This is a genomic window from Mycolicibacterium wolinskyi (genome assembly GCF_002101965.1).
GTDB classification, from domain to species: Bacteria; Actinomycetota; Actinomycetes; order Mycobacteriales; family Mycobacteriaceae; genus Mycobacterium; species Mycobacterium wolinskyi.
In genome coordinates this window covers 176,097-191,845 of record NZ_LQQA01000004.1, presented here as the reverse complement: position 1 = coordinate 191,845, position 15,749 = coordinate 176,097, and the positions used below count along the sequence as shown (strand labels likewise).

At 67.4% G+C, this 15,749-nt stretch carries 15 protein-coding genes; 2 read left to right on the top strand and 13 right to left on the bottom strand.

Annotated features, from left to right (window positions below):
- Positions 1-54 precede the first annotated feature (54 nt).
- The 8 genes from AWC31_RS01540 to AWC31_RS01505 form a co-directional block, all read right to left on the bottom strand.
- The gene (locus AWC31_RS01540) at positions 55-1,098 is read right to left on the bottom strand and encodes an NUDIX hydrolase (protein ID WP_085142108.1); all 1,044 of its coding nucleotides are present in this window, start codon (positions 1,096-1,098) and stop codon (positions 55-57) included.
- Positions 1,099-2,223 carry a glycosyltransferase family 4 protein gene (locus tag AWC31_RS01535; RefSeq protein WP_085142106.1) on the bottom strand — a complete coding sequence of 375 codons (1,125 nt, stop codon included), beginning with the start codon at positions 2,221-2,223 and terminating at the stop codon, positions 1,099-1,101.
- A 3-nt stretch (positions 2,224-2,226) separates the two neighbouring features.
- Entirely contained in the window at positions 2,227-3,123 is an 897-nt protein-coding gene (locus AWC31_RS01530; protein ID WP_067859941.1) for a phosphatidylinositol mannoside acyltransferase, read from the bottom strand.
- 14 nt (positions 3,124-3,137) lie between these two features.
- Positions 3,138-3,815 carry a phosphatidylinositol phosphate synthase gene (gene pgsA, locus AWC31_RS01525; protein WP_085142235.1) on the bottom strand — a complete coding sequence of 226 codons (678 nt, stop codon included), beginning with the start codon at positions 3,813-3,815 and terminating at the stop codon, positions 3,138-3,140.
- Positions 3,812-4,444, bottom strand: coding sequence for an ATP adenylyltransferase (locus AWC31_RS01520; RefSeq protein WP_275083103.1), 633 nt, complete (start codon positions 4,442-4,444; stop codon positions 3,812-3,814). The genes pgsA and AWC31_RS01520 overlap by 4 nt, the downstream gene beginning before the upstream one ends.
- Positions 4,378-6,432, bottom strand: a complete 2,055-nt coding sequence (gene thrS, locus AWC31_RS01515) for a threonine--tRNA ligase (RefSeq protein WP_085142102.1) — start codon at positions 6,430-6,432, stop codon at positions 4,378-4,380. Before thrS ends, AWC31_RS01520 begins: the two co-directional genes overlap by 67 nt.
- 96 nt (positions 6,433-6,528) lie before the next feature.
- The gene (locus AWC31_RS01510) at positions 6,529-6,948 is read right to left on the bottom strand and encodes a TIGR02611 family protein (protein WP_067859938.1); all 420 of its coding nucleotides are present in this window, start codon (positions 6,946-6,948) and stop codon (positions 6,529-6,531) included.
- Positions 6,949-7,009: 61 nt separating this feature from the next.
- On the bottom strand, positions 7,010-7,642 hold the full coding sequence (locus tag AWC31_RS01505; protein WP_085142233.1) for a PaaI family thioesterase: 633 nt from the start codon (positions 7,640-7,642) through the stop codon (positions 7,010-7,012).
- A 54-nt stretch (positions 7,643-7,696) separates the two neighbouring features.
- On the opposite strand from AWC31_RS01505, the gene AWC31_RS01500 reads away from it, so the two are divergent.
- Both AWC31_RS01500 and AWC31_RS01495 read left to right on the top strand, forming a co-directional pair.
- Positions 7,697-8,206: a DUF1990 domain-containing protein gene (locus tag AWC31_RS01500; RefSeq protein ID WP_085142231.1), complete on the top strand. Its 510-nt coding sequence runs from the start codon at positions 7,697-7,699 to the stop codon at positions 8,204-8,206.
- Between the two features lie 66 nt (positions 8,207-8,272).
- Positions 8,273-10,759, top strand: coding sequence for a glycogen/starch/alpha-glucan phosphorylase (locus tag AWC31_RS01495; protein ID WP_085142100.1), 2,487 nt, complete (start codon positions 8,273-8,275; stop codon positions 10,757-10,759).
- A gap of 335 nt (positions 10,760-11,094) precedes the next feature.
- Here AWC31_RS01495 and AWC31_RS01490 read toward each other — a convergent pair whose 3' ends face one another.
- The 5 genes from AWC31_RS01490 to AWC31_RS01470 all read right to left on the bottom strand — a co-directional run bounded on the left by AWC31_RS01490 (position 11,095) and on the right by AWC31_RS01470 (position 15,723).
- Positions 11,095-12,318 (bottom strand): serine/threonine-protein kinase, encoded by a 1,224-nt coding sequence (locus tag AWC31_RS01490; RefSeq protein WP_085142098.1) that lies wholly within the window; start codon positions 12,316-12,318, stop codon positions 11,095-11,097.
- 121 nt (positions 12,319-12,439) lie between these two features.
- On the bottom strand, positions 12,440-13,510 hold the full coding sequence (locus AWC31_RS01485) for a hypothetical protein (RefSeq protein WP_085142096.1): 1,071 nt from the start codon (positions 13,508-13,510) through the stop codon (positions 12,440-12,442).
- A complete protein-coding gene (locus AWC31_RS01480; RefSeq protein ID WP_165765878.1) occupies positions 13,507-14,265 on the bottom strand; it encodes an alpha/beta hydrolase in 759 nt (252 codons plus the stop codon). Before AWC31_RS01480 ends, AWC31_RS01485 begins: the two co-directional genes overlap by 4 nt.
- A gap of 177 nt (positions 14,266-14,442) precedes the next feature.
- Complete coding sequence (locus AWC31_RS01475) at positions 14,443-14,919, bottom strand: DUF309 domain-containing protein (protein WP_085142092.1); 477 nt, start codon at positions 14,917-14,919, stop codon at positions 14,443-14,445.
- Between the two features lie 6 nt (positions 14,920-14,925).
- The gene (locus tag AWC31_RS01470; protein WP_085142090.1) at positions 14,926-15,723 is read right to left on the bottom strand and encodes an SDR family NAD(P)-dependent oxidoreductase; all 798 of its coding nucleotides are present in this window, start codon (positions 15,721-15,723) and stop codon (positions 14,926-14,928) included.
- Positions 15,724-15,749: the final 26 nt, after the last annotated feature.

Here is a 15,749-nt window from a genome sequence, read left to right as displayed (position 1 = left end):
CCAGATTTCTACTGATTCAGTGTAGTGGAGCCGCCAAATCCATTAAATCCGCAATCACCGGATGGCTTGCAGCGCGGATCCACGCGCGTTCACCAGCGACTGCTCGGCCAGTTCATTGGCCGAAGCCAGCAGCTCACCCAGTTGAAGCGGATACACGGTCTCCCCGCCGGCAACCAACTCGGCGATCATTGTCGCATCGCACCAGCGGTGACCGTGAATGTAGTGCCGCTCGAGCGCGGTGCGGCCCGACGCGGACGGCTCGAACCGGTGCGTGCGGTAGATGAAGAACAGCTCTTCGCTGCGGATCACCGATGCGTTGAAGTCGATGACCGCGTCGCGCCGCCACACCGGCCCGATCAGGTCAGCCGGTTGCACCTTGAGCCCGGTTTCCTCGAACAGTTCGCGGGCCGCTGCGGCCGGCAGGTCCTCGCCCTGTTGCACGGCGCCACCCACGGTGAACCACCACCGCGGCGCCGGGTTGTGCGGATCGTTGTGGGCCGGGTCGCTGCCGCGTAGCAGGAGCACTGCGCCGGTTTCGTCGAGCAGCACCACGCGCGCGGATGTGCGGCGGCTGACCGGGTTCGGGCCCGCCTGCGCCTCTGGACGCTCGGCGATCTCGAAATAGGTTGGTAGCGCTGCCCTTCCGCCGAGGCGCAGCATGCGTACCGCGGTGCGCTCCCGTAGTGCCAGGGTGTCGCGCACGGCGTCGTTGTGGAAGCGACGCGCGAGCAGTACCCGCGCCTCGGCGTCAGCCAATTCGGCGACGAGCGCCACCGGCAACGCCGCGAGATCGACTCCGGCCAGCGCCGCGGACAGTTCGTTCTCGGCGGCCTCGCGCGCCGGCCGGGGCGCACGTTCGGCGGCATCGGCCAGTGCGGCCAGCCGCTTGCCTTCCGGACCTCCGGCATAGGCATCGGTGGCGACGGCCCGTGCCACGACCGCGCGGCGGGCGAGGGCGCCGTCGAGTGCCTGCCAGGACAGGTCGTAGCGGACGTGCAAGCGATCCAGGCGGTTGGCGGTTTGGTAGGCCCAGCCGGCGATCAGCAGGAGCACGATCAGCAGCACCACCAGGACGGTGATCACGATCCACGCCGACATCTAGTCGCTCACCTGCACCTTGACTCCGGAGCCGGCCACGGTCTCGTAGACCCGCATGATCTGCCCGGCCACCACCGACCAGTCGTAGCGGTGCACGCAATCGGCCGCCCGTGCGATGTAGCGCTCGCGCACCGCGTCGTCGTCGAGGATCTCGATCAGCGCGCCTGCCAGGCTGTCGGCATCGTCGATCGGCACGAGCCTGCCGGCCTCACCGTCGTCGAGAACCCGCCGGAACGCATCCAATTCGCTTGCCACGACGGCAGTTCTCGCCGCCATCGCCTCGACGAGCACGATGCCGAAGCTTTCCCCGCCGAGGTTGGGCGCGCAGTAGACGTCGGCGCTGCGCATGGCTGCGGCCTTGGTGGCATCGTCGACCTGGCCGAGGAACCGCAGATGCCCGGCGAGCTCACCGGCCTGCTCGCGCAGTTCGTCCTCGTCGCCGCGGCCCACGATCAAGATCTCGACGTCGCTGAACCGTTCGACCAGTTTCGGGAGCGCCCCCAGCAGCACCGCCATCCCCTTGCGGGGTTCGTCGAACCGGCCCAGGAACAGCACGGTGCGACCGGGCCGGGGATAACCGTCGAGCAGCGGGGCTTCCGCGAAGAATCGGACGTCGACACCGTTGGGGATTTCCACCGCGTCGGACCCGAGCGCCTCCATCTGCCACCTGCGGGCAAGGTCGGACACCGCGATGCGGCCGACGATCTTCTCGTGGTACGGGCGCAGGATCCCCTGAAATACGCTGAGCGTCAACGATTTTGTGGTCGAGGTGTGAAAGGTCGCGACGATCGGGCCCTCCGCGGCCTGCAGCGCGAGCATCGACAGGCTCGGGGCATTGGGCTCATGCAGGTGCAGCACATCGAACGCACCATCGGCAATCCACTTCTTGACCTTGCGATGCGTGGCCGGGCCGAACCGCAGCCGCGCCACCGAGCCGTTGTACGGAATGGGGACGGCCTTGCCGCCGGACACGACGTAGTCGGGCAGTTTGACGTGGGGCGATGAGGGCGCGAGCACGCTTACGTAGTGCCCGCCCTCGCGCATGACCTCGGCCAGCTGCAAGACGTGGGACTGCACGCCGCCTGGGACGTCGAACGAATATGGGCAGACCATCCCGATACGCATCGCTCAGGTGCCTAACCGGGCGCGTCGTTCATCGGACAGATCGGCCAGCCACTGCGGCTGCATCATGTGCCAGTCGGCCGGATAGGCGGCGATGTTGTCGGCGAAGCGGTCCGCCAGCGCCTGCGTCACCACCATGACGTCCCCCGACGACGTATCGAGTTCTGGATAGACGCGCATCCCCCACCCGTCGCCCTCGTACCAGCAGTGCACCGGCAGCAGCGCGGCACCGGTTTCGATGGCCAGTTTGGCCGGGCCGGCGGGCATGCGGGTGGCTTCGCCGAAGAAATCGACCGGCACGCCGTTGCGGGTCAGGTCGCGTTCAGCCATCAGGCAGATCACGCGGTTGTCGGTCAGCCGCTCGGCGAGCACCTCGAACGGCGGCCGCGCGCCACCGGTCAGGGGCAGCACCTCGAATCCGAGGCTTTCCCGATAAGCGACGAACCGGTGGTACAGGGATTCGGGTTTGAGTCGTTCGGCGACGGTCGTGAAGGTGCCGTAGTTCTGCACGAGCCACACGCCGGCCATGTCCCAGTTGCCGCTGTGCGGCAGGGCAAGCACTGCACCGCGGCCGGCTTCGATCGCCGCCCACACCAGCTCGATGTCGAGCACATCGAGTTGCTTGCCCAGAACTTGGTGATCCATGGTCGGCAGCCGGAACGCCTCCCGCCAGTAGCGGGCGTAGGAGGCCAACGAAGCCCGCATCAGCGCGTCGGGCACCTCGGCAGGCGAAACACCGGTCACCCGCGCGAGGTTCTTCCGGAGCTGTGCCGGTCCGCCGTTGCGTGCGGCGTACCGGGCGCCCGCCCCGAACATGTTGCGCGCCATGCGCTCCGGGAGCGCCCGCACCAGCCGCCAACCAGCCGCGTAGCCCAAGTCCGTCACGTGCTCGCCGAGCGGCATGCGGCCGGGGGTGTTCACGGCTCGCTCGTCTCCGGCTTCTCGCCGTTGTTGGGTGACGCCGGTTGCAGCGGATCCATCGCGCCCGGTGAGATCCGCACGGTGTGCAGCCGCTGCAGCAGGGTGACGACGCTGGCCACGGCGAGCAGCCACATCGCCACGTGCAGAAGCCATGGCACGTGTAGGAACGGAACCCCGGAGAGCCCGGCGCCTACGAGGACGATGACCAACCGCTCCGGGCGTTCGATGAGGCCGCCGTCGCCGCGCAGTCCGCTGGCCTCGGCGCGTGCCTTGATGTAGGAGATCACCTGTGACGTGATGAGGCAGATCAGCGTCGCCACCACGAGCGTCGCACTGTCGAGCCCGAACGCGGCCCACCACAGCAACCCGGCGAACACCGCACCGTCGGCGATGCGGTCACACGTCGCGTCGAGCACCGCCCCGAAGCGGGTGCCGCCGCCGCGTTCGCGGGCCATCGCACCGTCGAGCATGTCGGCGAGCACGAAGATCCAGACCGCGAACGCGCCCCACCACAACTGCCCGATCGGGAACAGGGTGAGCGCCGAGATCACCGTCCCCGCGGTGCCCGCCAACGTCACGATGTCGGGCGTCAACCCGGCACGCAGCGCGGCCTTGGCCACCGGCCGGGACAGTTTGACGTAGGCCGCGCGGGTCATGAGGTAGAAATTGCTCACGGCTGACGAGCCCACTCCGTCGCGAGCAGCTCACGGGTCTCGCGCAGCAGCTGCGGGATCACCTTGGAGCCGCCGATGATGGTGATGAAGTTGGCGTCACCACCCCATCGCGGCACCACGTGCATGTGCAGATGCTCGGCCAATGACCCGCCCGCCGACGTCCCCAGGTTCAGGCCCACGTTGAAACCGTGCGGGCGCGACACCGCCTTGATCACGCGAATCGCCTTCTGCGTGAACGCCATCAGCTCGGCGCTCTCGGCGTCCGTCAGATCCTCCAGCTCCGACACCCGCCGATACGGCACGACCATCAGATGGCCCGGGTTGTACGGATACAGGTTGAGCACGGCATACACCTGCCCACCGCGCGCCACCATGAGGCCGTCCTCGTCGGACATCTCGGGGATGTCGGTGAACGGCTGAGACGAACTGGCCGAACCACCGCCCTCGCCGCGCTTTTTCATCGGGGCCTCGGCGATGTAGCTCATGCGGTGCGGGGTCCACAGGCGCTGCAAGTGGTCGGGGTCGCCGACGCCGCGGTCGACGATCGTGCGCTCGTCCTCGGTCACTCGGGAGCGCCTACCTTCACCAGGTCGGCGGTGGGCGTCGCGTTCTCCCGGCCGGCGATCCAGTTCACGATGGCCTCGACGGCCTCGTCGCGCGGCACGCCGTTGATCTGGGTGCGGTCACCGAACCGGAAGCTCACCGCGCCGGCCTCGACGTCTTTGTCGCCGGCGAGCAACATGAACGGGATCTTCTGGTTGGTGTGGTTGACGATCTTCTTCGCCATCCGGTCGTCGCTGGAGTCGACCTCGACCCGGACGCCACGCGACTTCAACTGCGCCGCAACCTCTTCCAGGTAGGGCACGTGCGCGTCGGCGACCGGGATCCCGACGACCTGGACCGGTGCCAGCCACGCCGGGAACGCGCCCGCGTAGTGCTCGGTGAGCACGCCGAAGAACCGTTCGATCGACCCGAACAGTGCGCGGTGGATCAGCACCGGGCGCTGCCGGCTGCCATCGGCGGCGGTGTACTCCAGCTCGAACCGGTCGGGCATGTTGAAGTCGAGCTGGATGGTCGACATCTGCCAACTGCGCCCGAGCGCATCCTTGACCTGCACCGAGATCTTCGGTCCGTAGAACGCCGCGCCACCCGGGTCCGGCACCAGATCGAGGCCGGAGGCTTCGGCGACCTCACGCAGCGTCTCGGTGGCCTCCTCCCAGATCTGGTCGGAGCCGACGTACTTCTCCGGGTCCTTGGTCGACAGCTCCAGGTAGTAGTCGTCGAGGCCGTAATCGCTCAGCAGGTCCAGCACGAAGCGCAGCAGCGAGCTCAGCTCGTCGCGCATCTGCTCGCGCGTGGTGTAGATGTGCGCGTCGTCCTGCGTCATGCCCCGCACGCGGGTCAGGCCGTGGATCACGCCCGACTTCTCGTAGCGGTACACCGAACCGAACTCGAAGAGCCGCAACGGCAGTTCGCGGTACGACCGCCCCCGCGAGCGGAAGATCAGGTGATGCATCGGGCAGTTCATCGGCTTGAGGTAGTAATCCTGGCCCGGCTTGCGCACCTCGCCGTTCGCGTCGTACTCGGCGTCGATGTGCATGGGCGGGAACATGCCATCGGCGTACCACTCCAGATGGCCCGACGTGATGTACAGGTTCTCCTTGGTGATGTGCGGGGTGTTGACGAACTCGTAGCCCGCCTCAAGGTGTTTGCGCCGCGAGTAGTCCTCGAGCTCGCGGCGCACCACGCCACCTTTGGGATGGAAAACCGGTAGGCCCGAACCCAATTCGTCGGGAAAGCTGAACAGGTCGAGTTCGACGCCGAGCTTGCGGTGATCGCGACGCTGCGCCTCCTCGATGAGCTCGAGATGGCGGTCGAGGGCCTCCTGCGACTCCCATGCGGTGCCGTAGATGCGTTGCAGGCTCGCGTTGTTCTGGTTGCCGCGCCAGTACGCCGCCGAACTGCGGGTCAGCTTGAACGCCGGGATGTACTTGGTGGTCGGAATGTGCGGCCCACGGCACAGATCTCCCCAGACCCGTTCCTTGGTGCGGGCGTTGAGGTTGTCGTAGGCGGTCAGCTCGTCACCGCCGACCTCCATGACGTCGGGGTCGCCGGATTTGTCGTCGACGAGTTCGAGCTTGTACGGCTCGTTGGCAAGCTCTTCGCGCGCTTGGTCTTTGGACTCGTAGACGCGCCGCGAGAACAGCTGACCGTCCTTGACGATCTGGCGCATGCGCTTCTCGAGCTTGTCGAGGTCCTCGGGCGTGAACGGCTCGGCGACGTCGAAGTCGTAATAGAAGCCGTCGGTGATGGGCGGGCCGATGCCGAGTTTGGCCTGCGGGAACAGTTCCTGCACGGCCTGCGCCAGCACGTGGGCCGCGGAGTGCCGGATGACGCTGCGGCCGTCCTCGGTGTCGGCGGCCACCGGCGTCACCTCGACGTCGCTGTCAGGCGCCCACGATAGGTCGCGCAACCGTCCCTCGGCGTCGCGGACGACCACGATGGCGTCGGCGGCGCCACGGCCGGGCAGCCCGGCTTCGCGAACCGCCGCGCCCGCGGTCGTCCCGGCAGGCACCCGGATAGGGGCTGCTGGGGCGGAACTGGCGACGGCGGTCATCGGAACTCTCCTGTACGGTGCGCGGACTTCGAAAGATCGGGTGATCGCGACTAATGCTATCGGGGGTTATCGACGTACTTCTGCCAGGTACTACCGCTACGACCCGATGCCCAGCGGGCTCTTGAGCCACGGCGGTTCGAACCCGACGAGGTCGCCCATGAAATAGAGGGCGCCCAATCCCCACAAACTGACGACCACGACCAGTGCGGTGAAAGCCGCGCTCAGCGCCTTGACAGCGATGTGCTGCCGGCCGAACCACTCCATCACCGCGTCGTAGCGGAGCCGGACGTGATGCAGCGCGACTTGGGCGAAGCGGAACTCGGTGGCCAGAATCGCAAGCCCGAGGAACACGATGGCCCAGCCCGGCCCCGGGTACGGAATGGCGATGATGCCGGCACACAGCACGACCGTGCCCACCACGCCGACGACGATGCGATAGGCGAAGTTCACCATCCGCCGCTCACGAAGCCGGTCACGCCAGCTCGCCCACGCGCGCTTGGCCTCCGAGATGTTCATGCGACTGCCTCGCAGGCTCGCCAGCCGCATGCTCTCCTGATGATTCGCTCGCAAGCGTCGCTCATGGCTGCCCCGGCTTGAGCCGCACGAACAGGGCCTCGGCCTCGGTGAGCACGTCAGCGCCGTCGCACAACCGGCCCGTCACGAAGATCTTGCGACCCTCGATCCGGTCGATACCAGCCTCCACCTGCAGTTCCTTCTCGATCGGCGCGATCTTGCGGTAGTTGACGTGCAGATAACCCGTGCGTTGATACGGGCTGCGAGTCAGTTTGGCAGCGGTGTAACCCAGCAGCGAGTCGAACAGCAGGGCCAGCCAGCCGCCGTGTACCGCACCGTTGCGGCCGAGGTGGAACCGCCGGAACAACGCGGTTGCGGTGACTTGGTTGTCGGCCGTCACGTCCAGGTGCACCGGCACGGAGCTGACGTTGCCGCGGTTGGGCAGGTCCATGCGTCGGCCCGACGGCGAGTTCCACTCGTCGGCATCGTACGGGGCCAGAAACGCCGAGACCTTCTCGATCAGGTTGGCGGCCTCGGTGATCACATCGTCGGGCGCATCGGCTGCCCTGGCATGGTCTTGCAGGGTCCGCACGGCCTCCACGAACCGGCCGTAATCGGGTCCGCCACGATCGGTCGGCTCGGGCGGGTTGAAGCCGCCGCCAGGATGGTTGCCGGCGAGGTCGGAGTCGGAGGCCACACCGCCACCGTATTGCCTGTCGCCGACCACGCGCGAAGTGCCATGGTGGTGGGTGTGAAACTGAGCGACCTCGCCGGGCTGGCGTTGACCTATCCCGAAGTGGGGGCCACCGCCGGTGTGATGCCCGACGGTTACCACCACGCTCGTGCCTCGGCGGTGATCGGATCCGGCCGGGAGCGGTTCGAGCGCGCCGGCGACTCGGTGCTGCGCTGGGGTATGCAGCGCGGAGCCGGACTCGGCGTGCAGACCACCAGCGACGTGGCGGAGGTGGGCACCGAACTGCTGGTGCGGCTCGGGCCGATCCCGGCGCCGTGCCGGGTGGTCTACGTACTCTCCGAATCAGGTCCTGAGCCCGACCGCCGCGGCTTCGCGTACGGCACGTTGCCAGGCCATCCGGAATCCGGTGAAGAACTGTTCTCGGTGCGTTACGACCCCGCGACCGACACGGTTTATGCCGAGATCGCGGCGTTCTCACGGCCTGCGACGTGGTGGAGCAAGCTTGGTGGGCCGGTCACCCGGCTCGCGCAACGCGTCGTCACCGGCAGATATCTGACGGCGGTCTAACGGCGTTCACCTGTCTGACGCCCATCTCCCGCCTGGCGTGCACTCGGCACTGCCAAGCTGCGCGTCATGACCGATGTCGTTCCTTCCGCACCCGTTCACGAACACAGCCGCACCGGCCTGTCGGCTGACGCGTTACGCCGCGGCATCGTCGACCATCTGCGCTACTCGATCGGCCGCCCGGCCGCCGCGTTGCGGCCCGAGCACTACTACCGGGCACTCGCGCTCGCCGTACGCGACCGCATGCAGGACAACCGCGTCGTATCCACCCAGACGTCACTCGATCTCGGCCGCAAGGTGACCTGCTACCTGTCCGCCGAGTTCCTGATGGGTCCGCAGCTCGGCGCCAACCTGCTCAACCTGCAGATCGAATCGGCCGCGCGCGCCGCCCTGGCCGAACTCGGCCAGGACCTCGACGAGGTGCTCGCGTGCGAAGAGGAACCGGGACTGGGCAACGGCGGTCTGGGGCGACTGGCCGCCTGCTACCTCGATTCCCTTGCCACGCTTGAGCGCCCGGCGATCGGCTACGGCATCCGCTACGAGTTCGGCATCTTCGACCAGGAGATCCACGACGGCTGGCAGGTCGAGAAGACCGACAACTGGCTCGACGCCGGAAACCCTTGGGAGATCGCCAAACCCGACGTCAGCTACCTCGTCTACTGGGGCGGCTACGCCGAGCATTACGTCGACGACGCCGGTCACGACCGCGTCCGGTGGGTGCCGGGACGGGTGCTCAAAGGCGTCGCCTACGACACCCCGATCCAGGGCTACGGCGTCAAGACGTGCAACGTGCTGACGCTGTGGAGCGCTCGGGCCGTCAAGTCGTTCGCCCTCGACGCCTTCAACACCGGCGATTACTACCGGGCCGTCGAAGACGAGGTCAACTCCGAGACCGTCACCAAGGTGCTCTACCCCAACGACGAGCCCGAGGCAGGCAAGCGGCTGCGTCTCCTCCAGCAGTACTTCTTCGTGTCCTGCTCGCTGCAACATGTCCTGCACATCCTCGATGATTTGGCCGACGTCTCCGTGCACGAGCTGCCCGATCGGTTCGCCTTGCAGCTCAACGACACTCATCCGTCGATCGGCGTGGCCGAGCTGATGCGGCTGCTCGTCGACGAGCGCGGCCTCGGCTGGGACGAGGCGTGGGCCATCACCGTCGCATCCTTCGGCTACACCAACCACACGCTGCTACCGGAAGCCCTGGAAACCTGGCCGCTGGCGATGTTCGGCGAGTCCCTGCCCCGCCACCTCGAGATCATCTACGAGATCAACCGGCGCTTCCTCGACGAGGTGCGGGCCGCGTTCCCCGGCGACGAGGACCGAGTGCGACGCATGTCGCTGATCGGTGAGGACAACGGCAAGAGCGTGCGGATGGCCCACCTCGCCACCGTCGGCAGCCACGCCATCAACGGCGTCGCGGCACTGCACTCCGAATTGTTGAAAGCCAGTGTGCTGAAAGACTTCTACGAGCTGTGGCCGGAGCGGTTCTCGAACAAGACCAACGGCGTGACACCGCGCCGGTTCCTGGCGCTGTCCAATCCGGGGCTGCGCGACCTGCTCGACGAGACCGTGGGCCAGGGTTGGCTGACCGATCTGACCAAGCTGCGGGGACTGGAGGCGTACGCCGACGACGCGACGTTCCGGGCGCGCTGGCGTGCGGTGAAGCGCGCCAACAAGGCTCGGCTGGCCGACTACGTGCACGCCACCACCGGCGTGGAACTGAACCCCGACTGGCTGTTCGACATTCAGGTCAAGCGCATCCACGAATACAAGCGCCAACACCTCAACGTCCTGCACATCATCACGCTGTATCACCGGCTCAAGCAGAACCCCGGCCTGGCCATCAGCCCGCGCGCCTTCATCTTCGGCGGCAAGGCGGCCCCCGGCTACTTCCTGGCCAAACGAATCATCAAGCTGATCAACGCCGTTGCCGACACGGTCAACACCGACCCGGCCGTCAACCAGTTCATCAAGGTCGCGTTCGTGCCCAATTTCAACGTGCAGAACGCCCAGCTGATCTACCCCGCCGCCGATCTGTCCGAGCAGATCTCGACCGCGGGCAAGGAGGCGTCGGGCACCGGGAACATGAAGTTCATGCTCAACGGCGCGTTGACGATCGGCACGCTTGACGGCGCCAACGTCGAGATGCGCGACGAGGTCGGTGCCGAGAACTTCTTCCTGTTCGGCCTGACCGAAGCCGACGTCACACGAGTCAAGGCACAGGGCTACCGTCCCGCCGACTACATCACCACCAACGACGAGTTGGCGGCCGTCCTGGGGCTCATCGAACTCGGCCAGTTCTCCGGCGGGGACACCGAGGTGTTGCGCCCGATCGTGGACTCACTGCGCAACTCCGACCCGTTCCTCGTGTTGGCCGACTACGCCGAGTACGTCGCCTGCCAGGACCGGGTTTCGGCGGTGTGGCGCGATACCGACGCCTGGACGCGAATGTCGATCCTGAACTCGGCGCGCAGCGGCAAATTCTCGTCGGACCGGGCCATCACCGAGTACTGCGACGACATCTGGGGAGTCGGCCGGGTCAGCGTGCGCGACTGAGTGGGCTGTGGCTTCCGCGTGCCCCAATGATTGTCACGCCAGAGTGATTGCCGAAGCCGGGCGTCACTCTAGCGTGACAATGGTGGGCGGGAATCCGTGCGCGCCCGCGACTGTCACACCAGAGTGACCGCCAACCCCGCACGCCACTCCAGCGTGACAATGGTGGGCAGAAACCCGTGCGCGCCCGCGACTGTCACACCAGAGTGACCGCCAACCCCGCACGCCACTCCAGCGTGACAATGACGAGCGGGAAACCCATGCGCGCTAACGATTGTCACACCAGAGTGACTACCGAGCCCGAGCGCCACTCCAGCGTGACAATGACGGGACAAACGCTATTCGCGCTTCTCCTTGTCGCCCTTGCCGTTTCCGCCGCCATGGCCAGGATTCTTCCTGTGGTCTTTGTTGCCCTCGCCCTTGCCGTTGCCCTCATTTCGGGGGTGATCGACAACAGGTGCCGGAGGCGGAGGCGCAGGTGGCGCGCTGCTCGGAGTCGGCACCGAGGTGCTGGTGCTGACGGGGTCAGGCGCCTGGGTGGACGACGAGTCCATCGCGACGGCGAGCACCGACACCGTGAAGGCGGCGATGATCGCCGCGGCGGCGAGAATCTTGCGTGTCCGGGCCGGAATTCTGCGCTTCGGCGCCGCAGGCACGAAGTAGGTGGCGGCCGGAGCCATCGGAGCTTGGGTGAAGACCTTGGTGGCCGGGCGAGGTGGGCCGCCGGCGATCGCCGGGCCGGCGAACGCCGCCACGGGATTGCCGGCAAGTGCCGAGCGCATGTCCTCGGCGCTGCCGAACCGATGCCGGGGGTCGCGGGCCATGGCTCGATCGATCGTCCCGGCCAGGGCGGGGTCGACGTCGGGGCGAACGACGCTCAACGGTGGCGGCGGGTTGTCCATGATCGCGCGCACCACGGCACCGGGCGTGTCCTGCGGGAACGCTCGGAATCCAACCAGCGCCTCGTAGCCCATCACGCCGACGGCGTACAGGTCGTCGCTCACCGACGCCGGTGCGCCGGTGATGCGCTCGGGACTCATATAAGCCATCGTTCCGACCACCTGGCCCGCCATCGTCTGAACGTCCCCGGCCGTCTTTGCGATGCCGAAGTCGGCGACCTTCATACTTCCGTTGGCAGCGATCAAGATGTTTCCCGGCTTGATGTCCCGGTGCAGCACCCCGGCGCCGTGGGCGGCCGCGAGTGCAGATAACACGTCGGCCAGTACCGCCCCCGCGCGCTGCGGCGAAAGCGGTCCCTGGGCGATGACGTCAGCGAGCGTTTGGCCCGGCAACCGCTCCATCACGATGAACGGTGTTCCGTCCTGTTCGCCGAAGTCGTGCACTGCCACGATGTTCGGGTGCGACAACCTCGCGGCCGCACGAGCTTCACTTTCGAAACGTCGCCGGGTGTCGGGTTGCGCGGCAACCGCTCGATGCATCATCTTGACGGCGACGGCGCGGTCCAGTCGATGGTCCCAGCCGTCCCAGACTTCGGCCATTCCGCCGTAGCCCAAGACGCGGCGCAGTTCGTAGCGGCCCACGAGGAGTCCGTGGCCGGTCATATCCATACCGTAGCCCGCTTGTCAGCGGCGTCGACCGCAGCCCCGCACGCTTGAACCGGGCCTCATTGTCACGTTGGAGTGGCATTCGAGGCCGACCGCCACTCCAACGTGACAATGGCGGTCAAGGCGCAGCGACCGGCTCGCGTGGCGCGCGAGCAACGACGGCGCGGTCCAGCTGGTAGGACAGGATCGCCAGCGTGAACAGCCCGATCGACATGTTGAGCAGGGCGCCAAAGCCTTCCGTCGCAAAGTCGACGAGCGCGTTGAGAAAAGTGAACGTGAGCGCTGCGTTGCGCAGCCAGCGCAAAGGCCAAATGGCGTCGGTGCGGGGCAGCGCGATCATCGCGGGCACGGCCAGGATCGCGGTCAGCACCGCGGTGACGAACAGGATGATGGACGCGGGGCTCGCACCGGCGAGCCGGAAGGTGATGTCGTGGTCGTCGTAGAAGTAGTCGCCGACGACGAGGCCGAGCGCGCCGAACAACACGCCCGCGACGGCACCGGCCACCATCAGCCAGCCCACCACCGGCACCCAGCGCGGGCTGCGGAAGAAGCCGGGCACGAGCTGCGGCAGCCGGCGCTGCAACCGGTACAGGCGGTCGGGTGCGTGATCGGCCGCGATCAGTAGCGCGCGGATGTGTTCGGCCTCGGCCGCGGTGGCGCCGCGCGCCAGCGCTTGCTCGACGAGCGTCAACCCGATCTCCCGACGGTGATCGGCCAGTCCGCGCGCGACCCCGTCGGCGGCGATCGAGGCCGCCGACGCCAGGCATTCCCGCGCGGTGAGCGGCCGGAATCCGCGCAACACGCGCGCGCCGACGAGAATCAGGATCACGAGGATGTACATGATTTCCGCGGCCGGGCCGTAGAAGTAGTCGTTGTCCTTGGTGACGAACTTGCCCACTTCGTCGAGAAACAGGCCAAACCCGATGCCGCCCAATACAACACATACGATGCGGGCGCCGAATCCCAGCATCATCCACCCGATCAGCAGGGCCACCATCATCAACGCACCGCCCCACAACGCGTGGGCGATGTGCAGGTTGCCGCCGCCGATCTGCGGATAGCCGGTCAGTTCCAGGTAGAGCCGCGTGATCAGGATGGTGGCGATCGCGATCAGGACGAACGCCTCCGCCGCGCTCGGGCCCACCGCACTGCGCGTGACCAGACCGCGTCGGGCACCGCGAACACTCATGCGGCCACCCGCAGGGTCCGTTGCAGCCACGCCAACACGGGTGGCGCCACCTCGTCGAGCGCGGACTGCGCGATGATCCAGTGCGGCTTGTCGGGATGGATCTGGTGCTCAGCCCCGTAACGGGCGGCTATACGACGCGAAATCCACTGGGCCACATTGCGATCCGATCCCGCACTGACGCACAGCACCGGGCAGGTGACCGCGCTCGCGTCGACCTTGGTCACCGGCGCGCCCATCGACATCTCGCGGAACACGCGCCCGGAGTCACGTACGAGCTGCGGGATCAACTCGTCCTGTTCGGCGGCAGGCAGCGTGCTCAAGGGCACTTCGCGCATGGTCCTCGGTGACGGGAGAAACGGCTTTCCGGCCAGGATCTTCGGCATCAGAGGGAACAGGTGCGGCAGGGGGCGCAGTTGCGGCCACAACGTGCCGGGCGGGATGGATGCCAGCAGTACCGCGGCACGCGGGGTGCGCGCCGCGGCGATCTTCTGGGTCAGGAGCCCGCCCATGCTGTGGCCCATCACCACCGGCGGCTCGGACAACTCGTCATACGCTGCCAGCGCCACCTCGTAGCAGTCCTGGATACCGGTGCGGGTCAGCACGGCGTCGTCACTGGGATCACGCCCCGGCAGCGTCGGCGTATGACATTCGTATCCGGCCGCTTCGAAGAACCGGGTCCACGGCGCCAGCAGCGCGGGCCTGCCGAAAACACCGTGAAGGAACAGAATCGGGGGCTTGGCATCACTGTCGGCCACGGCGTCAGTATGCCCGGGCCGGGCGCCGATGTTCGATTACTCCGCACGTAATCGCCGGATTCCCCAGACCGGCCCACACCGGGACCGAAATTGGCTAGCCTGTCGAACTATCGCAGGGCGGCGGCATCGGAGGCGGAAACGTATGGCATACCGCAGCCGCACCGGTTTTCGGCGGAGTTAGTCGACGGTCAGCGGCGGCCGCAGGCGGGTCGGCGCGATCGGGATGCCGGCCCGGAGATCGTCGACGAGTGCGCGGGCGTAGGCGATCAAACCCGTCGCGTCGATAGAGTGCGGCGCGGGGAGACCCGTGCGCGCAAGACGATCAGCCGCGCGCTGCAGCAGTGCGATCGCCCCGTTGACATTGCCGCGCTGAACGTGCGTGACGCCGACCATGAGTTGGGCCAACCCCTGCCACAGCGCTCGCTCGTCGTCGGGACCGTTCTTCCAGGCCGCCTCGAGTACCTCGTGCGCGTTGAACGCCAAGCCCCGGTTCAGCAGGTCCTGCGCGTACGCGAGCGTATCGGCCGGCTCCAATTCCAGATCGTCCGGGATACGGGGAACACCCTCGCTTCCGGGTGGAAGCGGCCGGCCGAGGGCGTCGCGCGGACGCGCGCTGCGGGGACGCCCCGATTCGTCGCGATCACGCTGGGCCACGGGCGCTCACCTCACCACGACGGAGCTGGGTTCGCGCGGGGCGCCGAGCATGTCGCGATGCGACGGCGGCACGCGCCCACCCTCGTCCGTGAGGCCGTAGCGCTGCGCGAGTTCGGCGCCGATGACCGTATGCCCGGACAGGGCGGACACCTCAGCGTCGCGGTAGAGCGCATCGATCAGATGGCCAGTGAATTCCGGGGTTTCGGCGTGCGCTGCGGTCTTGGCGAGCGCGTCGGGATGGCCGGCGAACGCGGCCCGCAGTTTCTCGGTCAGCAGGATGCCCATCCAGATCGACACCGTGGACACCCCGGTGCCGCGGAAGTCGACGGCCATGTCGGCCGCCAGCTTGTCCACACCGGCCTTCTGGGCGCCGTACGCCGGCCCGTGCATGTAGCACACCGAACCGGGCGACGACGTGAACACGATCAGCCCTTTGTCGTTGGCGATCAGCAGCGGCGCGGCATACCACGACGCGACGTACGCCGAGCGCAGCCCGACATTGAGCACGTCGGCAAGCTTGATCGGCTTCTGCCAGAAGGGTTTCGGATCGACAAGGTCGTCGCTGATCACGGCGGCGTTGTTGACCAACAGGTCCAGCCGGCCCGATTCGGCGGCGACACGATCGAACATCGCACCGACCGCTTCGTCGTCGGCGTGGTCGACCTGCATCGGCACCACCCCACCGGCATCGGTCACCGTGCGGCCCGTGCCATAAACCCGCCAGCCTCGGGCGACAAGGGCCGCGGCGATCCCGCGACCCGCCCCGCGGCTCGCTCCGGTGACGACGGCGACAGGCGTGTCCATGGGCACCAACTTACGGCGTGGGCTGC

Bases quoted from the DNA above. Each gene is read 5' to 3' on its own strand.
- AWC31_RS01535 (WP_085142106.1), bottom strand. From the start codon at position 2,223: ATGCGTATCGGGATGGTCTGCCCATATTCGTTCGACGTCCCAGGCGGC.
- AWC31_RS01510 (WP_067859938.1), bottom strand. From the start codon at position 6,948: ATGAACATCTCGGAGGCCAAGCGCGCGTGGGCGAGCTGGCGTGACCGG.
- AWC31_RS01495 (WP_085142100.1), top strand. From the start codon at position 8,273: ATGACCGATGTCGTTCCTTCCGCACCCGTTCACGAACACAGCCGCACC.
- AWC31_RS01485 (WP_085142096.1), bottom strand. From the start codon at position 13,510: ATGAGTGTTCGCGGTGCCCGACGCGGTCTGGTCACGCGCAGTGCGGTG.
- thrS (WP_085142102.1), bottom strand. From the start codon at position 6,432: ATGACCGCCGTCGCCAGTTCCGCCCCAGCAGCCCCTATCCGGGTGCCT.
- AWC31_RS01470 (WP_085142090.1), bottom strand. From the start codon at position 15,723: ATGGACACGCCTGTCGCCGTCGTCACCGGAGCGAGCCGCGGGGCGGGT.
- AWC31_RS01490 (WP_085142098.1), bottom strand. From the start codon at position 12,318: ATGACCGGCCACGGACTCCTCGTGGGCCGCTACGAACTGCGCCGCGTC.
- AWC31_RS01530 (WP_067859941.1), bottom strand. From the start codon at position 3,123: ATGCCGCTCGGCGAGCACGTGACGGACTTGGGCTACGCGGCTGGTTGG.
- AWC31_RS01540 (WP_085142108.1), bottom strand. From the start codon at position 1,098: ATGTCGGCGTGGATCGTGATCACCGTCCTGGTGGTGCTGCTGATCGTG.